Source organism: Acetobacter sp. (assembly GCF_047721705.1).
Classification (GTDB): domain Bacteria; phylum Pseudomonadota; class Alphaproteobacteria; order Acetobacterales; family Acetobacteraceae; genus Acetobacter.
The window spans coordinates 1-11,867 of sequence record NZ_JBDNXK010000092.1; the positions used below are offsets into that span (position 1 = coordinate 1).

At 55.8% G+C, this 11,867-nt stretch carries 10 protein-coding genes; 5 read left to right on the forward strand and 5 right to left on the reverse strand.

All coding sequences use genetic code 11. From position 1 onward, the window contains the following. Together ABF824_RS13355 and ABF824_RS13360 are read left to right on the forward strand one after the other, a co-directional pair. Positions 1-387, forward strand: a 387-nt coding sequence (locus ABF824_RS13355) for a hypothetical protein (protein ID WP_415489500.1), incomplete at its 5' end; no start/stop codon positions are given. A 434-nt stretch (positions 388-821) separates the two neighbouring features. Next, positions 822-1,721 (forward strand): LysR substrate-binding domain-containing protein, encoded by a 900-nt coding sequence (locus ABF824_RS13360; RefSeq protein WP_415489501.1) that lies wholly within the window; start codon positions 822-824, stop codon positions 1,719-1,721. A 27-nt stretch (positions 1,722-1,748) separates the two neighbouring features. Here ABF824_RS13360 and ABF824_RS13365 read toward each other — a convergent pair whose 3' ends face one another. From ABF824_RS13365 to ABF824_RS13385, 5 genes are all read right to left on the reverse strand, one after another. After that, positions 1,749-3,263: an aldehyde dehydrogenase family protein gene (locus ABF824_RS13365; protein ID WP_415489502.1), complete on the reverse strand. Its 1,515-nt coding sequence runs from the start codon at positions 3,261-3,263 to the stop codon at positions 1,749-1,751. Between the two features lie 20 nt (positions 3,264-3,283). Then, entirely contained in the window at positions 3,284-4,594 is a 1,311-nt protein-coding gene (locus ABF824_RS13370; protein ID WP_415489503.1) for an NAD(P)/FAD-dependent oxidoreductase, read from the reverse strand. Between the two features lie 117 nt (positions 4,595-4,711). Next, the gene (locus ABF824_RS13375; RefSeq protein ID WP_415489504.1) at positions 4,712-6,322 is read right to left on the reverse strand and encodes an APC family permease; all 1,611 of its coding nucleotides are present in this window, start codon (positions 6,320-6,322) and stop codon (positions 4,712-4,714) included. Positions 6,323-6,358: 36 nt separating this feature from the next. Beyond that, positions 6,359-7,888 carry an aldehyde dehydrogenase (NADP(+)) gene (locus tag ABF824_RS13380; protein WP_415489505.1) on the reverse strand — a complete coding sequence of 510 codons (1,530 nt, stop codon included), beginning with the start codon at positions 7,886-7,888 and terminating at the stop codon, positions 6,359-6,361. Further along, positions 7,888-9,153 carry an NAD(P)/FAD-dependent oxidoreductase gene (locus ABF824_RS13385; protein ID WP_415489506.1) on the reverse strand — a complete coding sequence of 422 codons (1,266 nt, stop codon included), beginning with the start codon at positions 9,151-9,153 and terminating at the stop codon, positions 7,888-7,890. Before ABF824_RS13385 ends, ABF824_RS13380 begins: the two co-directional genes overlap by 1 nt. Before the next feature lie 72 nt (positions 9,154-9,225). Between ABF824_RS13385 and ABF824_RS13390 the strand changes: the two genes are divergently transcribed. From ABF824_RS13390 to ABF824_RS13400, 3 genes are read left to right on the forward strand one after another with little or no spacing between them, the layout of a single operon-like run. Continuing rightward, complete coding sequence (locus ABF824_RS13390) at positions 9,226-10,119, forward strand: dihydrodipicolinate synthase family protein (protein ID WP_415489507.1); 894 nt, start codon at positions 9,226-9,228, stop codon at positions 10,117-10,119. Positions 10,120-10,159: 40 nt separating this feature from the next. After that, positions 10,160-11,158: a 4-hydroxyproline epimerase gene (locus ABF824_RS13395; RefSeq protein WP_415489508.1), complete on the forward strand. Its 999-nt coding sequence runs from the start codon at positions 10,160-10,162 to the stop codon at positions 11,156-11,158. Next, complete coding sequence (locus ABF824_RS13400) at positions 11,151-11,852, forward strand: GntR family transcriptional regulator (RefSeq protein WP_415489509.1); 702 nt, start codon at positions 11,151-11,153, stop codon at positions 11,850-11,852. The genes ABF824_RS13395 and ABF824_RS13400 overlap by 8 nt, the downstream gene beginning before the upstream one ends. Positions 11,853-11,867: the final 15 nt, after the last annotated feature.

Consider the following 11,867-nt stretch of genomic DNA (forward strand, 5'->3'; position numbering starts at 1 on the left):
ATGAGATACCGGCGCAGGTTCTTTATCCACCCATGTCAGGTAAATAACGCCCAGCGCGCACGCAATCAGCGCAACACCCCCTATCCCAACCGCCTGCTGCATAGGCGTACGTCGCTGCTGCGCGTAGTCAAGCATCAGACTGAACTCTCCCTCGTGCTATCTGCGGGACGCGATAGTTGCGATATGGAAACCATTTTGCCTGAGGGTAAATGGTTTCGCAATACACCACTTGCTCCGAATGCAAATTTTGTCTGTTTGTTCAAAAACATTCTCCGCACACGCTCGATTTCCGCAGCGTTTCAGCCACTTTCAGTCGCAACAGGATTGCGTGATCCGAGGACTGAGACACCTTATATTGGCCGTCGAAATGAAAAATATCGATTCTGATACGGTTTCGCATCAATCGAGGATAATCCTTCCAGTAAGGCTCGGGCAAAACGCCAGCCAAACCCGACAGCATCCTTTTAAGAACTGCTTTCAGAAGCGGAAGATATTCAGAACATTACAGCATACGGCTTTTGAAAAAGAACGCATCGCTTTGCTCCACCTTTGAACGCGCGCGAGAGGGTTATGTCCTCACGGCAGGGGATAAACTCAATCATACAAAATCGTAACGATCAACAAAACAATCGAAATATGACACAGTGCCAACACTCATTATTGGGTGTGCCACACAAAAAACGATCGTTTCGCATAAAAATCAAAAACGCCTATACCCCATGAGGTCTGGCGTTCATGAACGCGTGTTTCCATGCTTGGCCTGGCGGGATAGTCTGCCGGAACAAACCCCCATGATGCCTCCATCCGGATGACAGCACTCAATGGCCTATGCACGACGCTTTCTGCCGTCCATCTCTCTTCTTTATGCCTTTGAAGCAGCGGCCCGACACCAGAATTTCACTGCAGCGGCAACCGAGTTGCATCTCACACAAAGTGTCATCAGTCGCCAGATCAGACTTCTGGAAGAACAACTTGGAACACATCTTTTTGTTAGAGAAAAACAAACAGTAAGACTGACTGTTGCTGGCGAAGTCTATGCCCGCGAAATTCGGGAGGCGCTTAAAAAAATCGCCACTGCCACCCTAGGCCTTCGCGCCTCTCCCGGCGGCGGCACGTTGACTCTGGCTATTCCACCCACTTTTGGCAGCGTCTGGCTTGCTGCCCGTCTCGCTGATTTTAGCGCGGAATACCCTGAAATAACGGTCAATCTTTACACAAGAACAGAATTTTCCGACTTCACTGCCGAAATCTTCGACGCCGTTATCTGCTTCGGTCTTCCCGACTGGTCAGGAACGCAGACACAGCTCATTCAACGCGAGCGCACCTTGCCCGTCTGTGATCCCACACTTGCAGCGCGTTACAACTTCCGGGAACCAGCTGATCTGCTTCAGGCTCCCCTTCTGCATCTCGTTTCACGCCCCAATGCGTGGGAGCGGTGGTTCATCAGTCAGGGCGTTGATGCCACGAATGTCCGGGGCATGCTGTGCGACCAGTATCTTGCCCTGCACCAGATCGCCCTTACAGGGGGAGGGCTGGGTCTTCTGCCTGAAATGGTTGTGAAAGAATCACTGGAATCCGGTCGCCTTATCCAGATTGGCGAAGCTTTCGATATTCAGGACGATGAAGCCTACTATCTCGTATGGCCACGCAACCGGGCGCAATACGGGCCGCTCGCCTGCTTCCGCAAATGGCTGGCGCTACAGACGACGAATTCTGGTTGAAACCCATCGTCTGTAGCGGCCTTTCATTCAGCCAACGTCAAACTTGACGCCCTGAGCCAGTGGCAGTGACAGTCCATAATTGATCGTGTTCGTCTGGCGCCGCATGTAGCCTTTCCATGCATCCGAACCCGACTCACGACCGCCTCCGGTTTCCTTCTCACCGCCGAAAGCACCACCGATCTCGGCGCCTGACGTGCCGATATTCACATTCGCAATGCCACAATCAGACCCGGCGGCGGAGAGATAGACTTCAACCTCGCGCATGTCGTTGCTGAAGATGGAAGAAGAGAGACCCTGAACAACATCATTTTGCAGAGCAATGGCTTCTTCAGGCGTCTCGTATTTCAGGACATAGAGAATAGGCGCAAAGGTTTCCTCACAGACGGGACCGGTCTGGGAAGGCATTTCGACAAGCGCCGGACGAACATAGAATGAGTCTGCACCGTTGACGTCAACGCGTTCACCACCATGCACCGCACCGCCGGCGTCTTTCGCCGCCGCGAGGCTCTTCTGCATGGCTTCGAACGAAGCACCATCGATCAGCGGCCCGACCAGATTACCCTCCTCAAGTGGATTACCCACACTGATGGACGCATAAACCTGACGAAGACGCGGCACCAACTGGTCATACACAGAGGAATGCACGATCAGGCGACGCAGCGTCGTGCAGCGCTGTCCTGCCGTGCCCATTGCGCCAAACGCCACAGCCCGCAGCGTCATTTCCAGATCGGCAGATGGCGTTACGATCGAAGCGTTATTACCGCCCAGTTCCAGAATGGAACGACCAAAGCGGCTTGCCACCACCTCACCAACAGCCCGCCCCATTCTTGTCGAGCCCGTGGCCGAAACGACTGGCACGCGCGAGTCCGCCGTCAGCAGCTTGCCGATATCCGCGCCACCCACGATCAGTTCGCTCAGTCCCTCCGGAATATCACCGAATGCTTCAACAGCTTTTTTGAAAAGAGCGATGGTCGCCAGAGCCGTCAGAGGTGTTTTTTCCGATGGTTTCCAGACAATGCTGTCACCACAGATCAACGCCAATGCCGCATTCCATGACCAGACCGCGACAGGGAAGTTGAAGGCAGAAATAATGCCGACAACACCAATCGGATGCCACTGCTCCATCAGCCGATGCTCGGGACGCTCGGACTGAATGACCTGCCCACAAAGCTGGCGGGAGAGGCCCACCGCGAAGTCGCAGATATCGATCATCTCCTGAACTTCACCCGATCCCTCGGACGGAATCTTGCCCACTTCAAGAGAGACCAGATGACCGAGAAGTTCCTTGTTCTCCCGCAGAACATTGCCCAGCAGACGCACCAGTTCTCCCCGGCGCGGGCCCGGTACCAGACGCCATTTCCGGAAGGCATCGGCAGCACGGCCAATCGCAGCGGAGGCTTCTTCCGTGGTGGTCATCCGGACATTGGCGATGATTTCGCCCGTAACAGGTGTTCTGACCGGAAGATCCCCACCCTGATACGCTGCCACTGGCACGCCCAGCTTGTCCATGATGCCGGTCACTTGGGCTCTGATGTCAGACATATGCAGAAAATCCTTAGATATTACAGAAATTTGCCAGAAAACCGTGCGTCGACCTCATGAGCCAGCACCGAACCGACGGAATAGAACAGTTCACGCCCCGTGCGAAAACGGGGCGCTTCCATCGCCGTGAAGGGCAGCGGCATATCGCTGTCAGCAATTTCGCCACAGATATACTGCGCGAGGCAACGTCCGAAAGCCGTACCGGGAGAGATGCCGCGTCCATTGTAACCACTGATGGCAATGGCCTGATCGCCCAGACGATGCAGCCGCGGCACTGAATTCGTGGTCATGCCGATCATCCCAAACCACGCGGATTCGAAAGGAACGTTCTTCAATTGTGGGTAAATGCGCGCCAAGGAGCGCCGCGCCCATGCTTCATGCACATGCCGCTCACAGGACTGACCTAGTGCACCCACACTGCCGATAATCATGCGATTGTTTTTGTCCGTCCGGAAAGACGTCAAGACCTCGCGCGTATCCCAGCAGCCCTGACGATCAGGAAGAATCCCGGCCATTTCACTGTCAGAGAGAGGACGCGTGGCGATATTGAAATAGGGCAGACGAATCAGTTCCTCACGAATCGCCTTCCATGGCGCGACCGTATAGGCATTTGTCGCAACCAGCAGCCATTTTGCCGAAACGGTCGCCTGTGCCGTCTGGATCTGCCAGAAACCGTTTTTCCTCGTGGCGGCTGTCACACGCGCTGGCGCATAGATCGCCGCACCCGCCAGTTGAGCGGTGGATGCCAGACCGCGCGCATAGGAAAGCGGCTGGATGGTCCCGGCCCGCTCATCCAGCAATGCGCCGATATAACGAGAACTGCCAACCTGCCGTCTTGTTTCTTCAGCGCTGAGAAGACGCACAGGCGCACCCTGAGCGCGCCACTGTTTTTCCCGATCCTGAAGATCCTGCAAACCGGATTTATCGGGTGCGCAGTGCAGTGTGCCCGTAAAGGTCGCCTCGCAATCGAGATCGTAATGCTGCACCAGATCACGCACGAGGCGCGGCCCATTCCCCAACATGGTGAGAATACGCTGACCATGCGTTTCGCCCAGTGTGGCGACAACATCGTCAGGCTTCATCCACAGACCGGCATTGACCAGCCCTACATTTCGCCCAGAACCACCAAACCCCGGTTCGGCAGTCTCAAGCACGGCCACTTCCCGGCCTGTGGAAGCAAGATAGAGAGCCGCAGACAGGCCTGTGTACCCTGCGCCAATGATCGCCACGTCCACCTTGCAGTCCCACTCAAGAGACTGCGTGGGTGGAGCCGGGACGGCTGTCTGCGCCCAGAGGCCATGGCTAAGCGGGTTTTGCGTAACACCTGTCATGTCTGTCGTGCTCCGTCAGGCTTTCCTGTCGCCCTGTTCGAGCCTGATTGTTTCCCCGCTCGTTCTGATTGCAAATCGTTTTTATTCCATGAGATCATTCCTTTTATGAATGACCAATCAGGAACCCACGACCGCACTGGACAACGCACCCGACTGCGCGTGCAGAATGATCTCCTCGCTATCCACGATGCTCGCCTCCGCACAGAACTGCCGGATGCCAAACTGATAAACTAGAACAGAAAACCCGGCTGTCAGAAGCGCATCATAAGGCGCTGGGAGAATGTTGGCGCCTCCCACAGAACCGCACCACGACAGCGCCAACAGTCCCGAGAAATACAGAATGACCCACCAGCAGTTTCGCAGTTCGTCCTGTATGCGGGAGCGATGAAGCACTGTGAAAATCCCCCCCGATACAAAAAGGAAAATCAGCTGGGCTAACAGTAACCCCGTGAGAATCGATTTTCCTGTCCAGTAAATGATGAGGGTGGCCAGCATGAAAGCGAGGGGGGACGTAAAGGAAAAGAACGGCACACGAAACGGTCGAGGCAGCTCTGGTGCCGCACGCCGCAATGCCCCTGCGGCAACAGGCGCGAACGCATAGCTCATGACCAAAGCGGATGAAACGACGCCAATGAGCGCATCCCATGATGGAAACGGCAATGTCCAGAAAATGGTCATCAGAAATGTGACGAAAACGGCCCGGCGCGGAATGCCACTCTCCGGATGCACCCTGAGAAACCATCTGCTCAGCGTGCCCGTCTGCGCCCATGCGTAAAGAATGCGCGCCGAAGCCCCCATATAGATATTGCCAGTGCCCGAAGGGGAGACAATGGCGTCCGTCACGACTGCCTTGGCCAGCCACGTCAATCCCAGCACCACGGCAAGATCGTGAAACGGCAAGGAAAACAGCCGCCCGATCGGCTCCCATCCTCCCGCCAACATATCGGGCGGGACGGCGCCCACGAAGGCTGCCTGCAACAGCACATAGACAACGACAGCCAGCAGCACCGAAAAGATCAGCGCAAGAGGAATGGTGCGTTGCGGGGAACGCGCCTCACCAGCCGCCGCAATGATCGGGGTCAGGCCGAGATAGGCGAAAATGACTCCGCCTGTGGAAATCGCCGTTTCCAACCGACTCAGACCAAAAGGTGCAAATCCATGACTGGTGTAATTTTCTGGGTGCATGCGCATGAGCAGCAGCACGATAACGAGAGCCGGCACAAGGAATTTGAAAAACGTAACAATATTATTCACAAATGCGAAGACAGTCATTTTCGACATATTGAGCTTCATCATCAGCATCAACGCGAAAAACTGAAGAAACCATCCCGCAAGTGTCGGATCACCTGCGCTGTTTCGTGTCAGGCCCGGCACCCACGAGCCGAGATACTGTCGCGCGGCAATGATTTCGAGAGATGTAAGGCTGGTATAGGCAAGAACAGTAATGAACCCCAGCAATGCCCCAAGAAGAGGACCATGCGTCCGTGCTGGATGACGCACGATACCGCCCGCCTCCGGAAGCGCTGCCGAGAGTTCGCAATAGACCAGTCCGAGGAAAAAGACGGCAACGCCGCCGCCAACCCACGCCAGTATTCCAGCGGGGCCCGCCATCGCCGCAACATGAGAGGCGGCGAACAGCCAGCCGGAGCCGAATATCGCACCGAATCCCAATAGCGTCATATCCAGAAGAGACAGGGAACGTTTGAAAGAACCTGTTTCAGTCGTCATGTCCGGCCTCCGGATCAGGGCGCTCTATGGGGCAGATTACGGGCGAAGATCGGCTGGCAACAGTTCCACCGGAAAGTTCTGGTAACAGACGGGCCGCAGGAACCTGTCGATCGCATCGCCACCGACGGAGGTGAAACGCCCATCGGTTGTCGCAGGGAATGGCCCACCGTGAACCATGGCCGAGCAGACCTCGACGCCGGTTGGCCAGCCATTGACGAGAATCCGCCCGGCCTTGTCCTCAATGATTGGCAGCAGCGCCTGCGCCGAAGACATATCTTCAGCATCCATCTGGAATGTCACCGTCAACTGCCCTTCCAGATGCCGCGCCAGAGAAAGCATTTCCTCGAAGGATGAACAGGTGACGAGAAGTGAACAGGGCCCAAAAACCTCCTGATGCAAGCAAGTATTTTTCATGAAGGTAGAATATGACGCACGGAAGAACATACCCTTCGCGCGCGTTGTTTCTCCCGCGCCTTTCGACTGCGCGAGAAGCTCTACTCCTTCTTTGGCGCCGAGTTCTCCAACCTTTTTCCGATAACTGTCCGCCATGCCGCGTGTCAGCATGACACCTTCATCCTGAGCGGAGAGAGCACTGACAGCCGCAGCGATGAAAGCCTCCGTGCCGGCCCCTTCCAGCGCGATAACCAGACCTGGGTTGGTGCAGAATTGTCCCGTTCCCGCCGTCAACGACGCAACAAAAGCTGCGCCAAGATCGGCTCCACGGTTTTTCAGAGCATCCTGCATAAGAAAAACCGGATTGATGCTTCCCATTTCAGCAAATACGGGAATGGGCGTCGCGCGGCGGGCGCCTATGGCCGCAAGCGCTGTGCCACCCTGACACGAACCGGTAAAGGCGACGGACTGGATTGCCGGATGCTCGACAAGCCACGTCCCGACGTCATACGCCTCACCACCAACAAGCGAAAAAACACCCTTAGGCATGGAGCATTTTTCAACAGCCTTGCAAATACAGCGCGCCACCAGTTCCGCTGTTCCCGGATGGGCCGGATGCGCACGACAGACGACAGGACACCCCGCCGCCAATGCGGAAGCCGTATCACCACCCGCCACAGAAAAGGCGAGCGGGAAATTGCTGGCGCAGAAAACCGCTACCGGCCCTACAGGCACTTTGCATTGTTTCAGTTCAGGTCGCGCCATCGGCTTCCGGTCTGGAAGCGCTTCATCCGTCTTGCAGGCCCAAACATCCCCTGCCCGAGCAATGCGGGCAAACATACGCAACTGTCCGGTCGTTCGCCCCATCTCACCAGTAAGCCGCCCCTGTGGAAGCGCCGTTTCCTGCATGGCTCGCGTGACGATGATGTCTGTTTCCTGCTCAAGCAGATCGGCAATCGTCTCCAGAAAAACAGCGCGGCGCTCGCGTGGAAGCTGCCTGTAAGCGACCGCAGCACTGGCCGCGAGTTGGCAGGCCGTATCGACTTCCTCTTTCGTTGCATTGTGAAAGGTCGGTTCGAGAATCACGCATTTCATCGGATCGAAAGCCTTGAAGCCGGTCCCTCCACAGATTTCGTGGCCACCGATCAGACTGGCTCCCGTTATCGTCAACATCAAACATTCTCCTTGGTAAATGCGCGGCTTATACGAAAACGGCCAGGATCGAAGGGGCGAAGATCCCGGTCTGCTTTTCCGGTCATGAGGAGGGACGCCATGGATGACGCTGTCACAGCGGCCATCGTCAGCCCGAGATGGTGGTGCCCGAAGGCGCCAAATACATTCTGCCTGCCGGGAATGGCGCCCATTGCGGGGAGATAATCCGGCAGCGTAGGACGTGACCCCATCCAGCGTGAAAATTCCGATTGTATGGGAAGACCGAAAGACCGAACGGATTTTTCCAGATGCTCCCATTTGGCGACATCGGCTGGCGCATCCCATCGACCGAATTCGACAAATGTCGAAGCCCGCATTCTGCCTCCCATCATCGACACAATGATGGAGTGATCTTCAAAGACGAGCGGAGGCGCGTAAGGCACCTCCCCCGGCTCCCATTCGATGTGATAACCACGTTCGGCAACAAGATAATTTCCGTACTCTGGAAGAATTTCTCCAGAGCAGGCTCCTGCAGCGACAAGAATGCGATCCGCTTCGATATGCCGTCCATCCTCAAGAACAGCCCCCCTATCCGTCAGCTGCCGCACTCTCCCTTGCACGACATCGCAACGACTTTTCACAGCCTCTCTCAGAACCTGCAAAATACTCCCGGGCGGCCCGATACGTGCCGATCCGACGAAACACACGCCGCTTTCCGCGGACACACCGTACGTATCCCGTATTTTTGCGCGTTCCGCGTCTGTCATCATGCGCGGTGTGACAGTGCCGCTTGGTCTTTTGAGAGCGTGACGCGCCTGTCTTTCCGCGTGTCCCTTCATCCACACCATGTAATGACCATCAACATCCAACAGATGCGGCACCCCCAGTTCCAGCGTCAGAGCACGCCATGCGTCAACAGCATCGGCCAGCACGCTCTCAAGCGCCCTCTGTCCTTTTCGGGCGGCAACCGGCGTGCAGTAAGTCAGGTACGTCTTCAGCCACGGGAACCATGACCGGGGTTCTTTCCACACCAGATCGACAGGACCGCCAGAAAGGCGAAAGAACTGCCTTGGCGCTGACAGAAGCGTGCCGGGAGATGCAAGAGGCGTCACCTGCTCGACGGCAATCTGTCCTGCATTTCCCCACGAAGCCGAGAGAGTCGGCGTCGCGTCATCAATCAGGGTTACGGCAGCGCCTGCGGTAGCAAGCCGCCATGCGCAGGAAAGCCCGATTATACCGCCGCCGATCACCAGAACCGACGGTCTGTTCTGTGCATTGCTTTTCACAACAGCACCCTTGGAATATCGTTTCGTCTATCGTATACGAAACGATATCAAAATCAAATCTCGGAGGGCACAATGCGCTGGACCGGAGTTTTCCCCGCTGTCACCACCCAGTTTTCAGAAAACCTCTCGGTCGACATTGCTGCGACTCAAGGTGTCATCGACAATCTCATCAAGGATGGCGTTCACGGCCTGACGATGCTGGGCACATGCGGGGAGAACAATTCCCTCGAACCCGATGAAAAGCTCAAGGTTCTCGCCGCAGCCTGTGAAACCGCCAAAGGCCGCGTGCCGGTGATCGTCGGCGTCTCGGAGCTGACGACACCGCGCGCCGTGCAGTTTGCGAAAGACGCGACCCGGATTGGCGCCAATGCCCTGATGCTTTTACCCGCAATGGTGTACGTGCCGAAAAACCATGAACTGGTGGCGCATTTCAAAGCCGTGGCGGACGTTACTGACCTGCCGATCATGCTTTACAACAACCCCACCGCTTATCGCGTGAATATCGGCATGGACGTGCTGGAAAAGCTTTCCGCCATCGAAAACATTGTCGCCATCAAGGAAAGCTCCGCCGACACAAGACGTTATACGGATGTTTACAACAATTTCGGCGATCGTTTCATCGTCATGGCTGGCCTGGATGATGTCGCGTTCGAAGGACTGACCCTCGGCGCAAAAGGCTGGATTTCCGGACTGACCAGCGCTTTTCCGCAGGAATCCGTCGAACTTGTCGAAGCCCTTGCGCGCGGCGATCTGGAACGTGCCCTGACCATCTATCGCTGGTTCATGCCGCTTCTTCACCTTGATGCCGAGCACGACCTCGTGCAGTCGATTAAACTGGCGGAGCAGATCATGGGCCGCGGGAACGAACGAGTCCGTATGCCGCGCATGCCTCTGGAGGGCGCGCGTCGCAAGGAAATCACCGAAATGGTTGAAAAAGCAGCTCAGAACAGACCCTGCGGAAAATAAAACGCCAAACCTGATGCCGCCGGACGGGAAGAGAAAAGAAATGCGTCACACGTTTTTCTGTATCGATGGACACACAGCAGGCAATCCCGTCCGTCTTGTAGCAGGAGGCGCCCCTCTCCTGCGTGGCGCTACGATGAGTGAACGGCGGCAGGACTTTCTCGAACGTTTTGACTGGATCCGCACCGGCCTGTGTTTCGAACCGCGTGGCCACAGTATGATGAGCGGTGGCTTTTTCTATCCTCCTACCCGGGACGATACGGATGCGGGTATCCTGTTTATCGAGACAAGTGGATGTTTGCCCATGTGCGGACACGGCACCATCGGTCTTGTAACATTTGGTCTGGAAAACGGACTTTTACATCCACGCACACCCGGTCAGTTAAAACTTGAGGTGCCGGCAGGCATCATCGACATCACCTATGAAACAAAAGGCGCGCGCGTCACGTCCGTCACGATTCGCAACGTGCCCGCATGGGTCGCACGAACAGGAATCGAGATTGACGTGCCCGGCTTCGGCCCCCTTACGGTTGATGTTGCTTATGGCGGCAATTTTTATGCCATCGTCGAACCACAAGGGGCATATCGCTCTCTCGCCGACCTGGGTGCGAAGCGCATTCTTGAATTGAGTCCCCTCATTCGCGAAGCCGTTCGCAAAGTTTATACCCCCGTTCACCCGGACGATGCGACAATCGCTGGCGTCAGTCACGTTCTGTGGGCCGAACCCGGAGAAAACCCCGCAGAAAGCGGAAAGAATGCTGTATTTTATGGCGATCAGGCCATTGACCGCAGCCCCTGCGGAACCGGCACATCCGCCCGCCTTGCGCACCTGCACAGCAAAAACATTGTAAAAACAGGCTGTTCGTTTATACACCAGAGCTATATTGGCAGCACATTCACTGCCCGAACTGAGGAAAGCACTCAGGTAAGTGAGGTGCCAGCCATCATCCCACTCATCACGGGATCGGCGATTGCAACCGGGTTCAATACCATCTGGATTGATCCGGAAGACGTATTTTCGAAAGGCTTTCAGGTTGTCTGATCTGGATCTTCTTACCGCTCGCGAAACCTCCAGTTCAGGAAAAGACGGGCGCCTGAAGGTCCGGACAATTGCTGATAGACTCTATCACATTCTTCGAGAGCAGATCACGCGAGGCGAATTTCAGGACAACGAGCCGATTCGACAGGATATTCTGGCTGCACGTCTTGGCATCAGCAAAATCCCGCTACGAGAAGCACTCGCTCGCCTTGAACAGGATGGTCTGGTCACATCCCTTGCCAATCGAGGGTTTATTGTGCGCCCCCTGACCCGGGAAGAAGCCGACGAAGTGTTCATGTTGCGTCTGCATCTTGAACCCGCCATTACTGCGGCAGGCAGTGAAAAAGCTGATGAAGATGATCGTCGCATTGCTTCAGAAGCATTGAAAAATCTGGAAGCTTCATGGGATGCGCCTCCGGAACGATGGGCCGACTGCAATCGGGCTTTTCATCTTGCCCTGATTCGCCCCGGCACAGGGTTGTTGGCTTACAATATTCTCGAACGCCTTCATGCCATTGCAGAACGTTATGTACTGCTGCACTTAAAACCATATTCGCGTCGCCAGAGAGCTACGCGTGAACATGCCGAAATTCTGAAACTGTGGCTGAATCGCGAATATGCCTCCATTCAGCGTCTTACGCACAAACATATTGAACAAACGCGACATGATCTTGTGCAAAGCATAACTTCTACATGAAATGATATTTTTATC

Coding starts and splice junctions, on each gene's coding strand:
- ABF824_RS13375 (WP_415489504.1), bottom strand. CDS start 6,322: ATGACGACTGAAACAGGTTCTTTCAAACGTTCCCTGTCTCTTCTGGAT.
- ABF824_RS13380 (WP_415489505.1), bottom strand. CDS start 7,888: ATGTTGACGATAACGGGAGCCAGTCTGATCGGTGGCCACGAAATCTGT.
- ABF824_RS13395 (WP_415489508.1), top strand. CDS start 10,160: ATGCGTCACACGTTTTTCTGTATCGATGGACACACAGCAGGCAATCCC.
- ABF824_RS13390 (WP_415489507.1), top strand. CDS start 9,226: ATGCGCTGGACCGGAGTTTTCCCCGCTGTCACCACCCAGTTTTCAGAA.
- ABF824_RS13360 (WP_415489501.1), top strand. CDS start 822: ATGGCCTATGCACGACGCTTTCTGCCGTCCATCTCTCTTCTTTATGCC.
- ABF824_RS13370 (WP_415489503.1), bottom strand. CDS start 4,594: ATGACAGGTGTTACGCAAAACCCGCTTAGCCATGGCCTCTGGGCGCAG.
- ABF824_RS13365 (WP_415489502.1), bottom strand. CDS start 3,263: ATGTCTGACATCAGAGCCCAAGTGACCGGCATCATGGACAAGCTGGGC.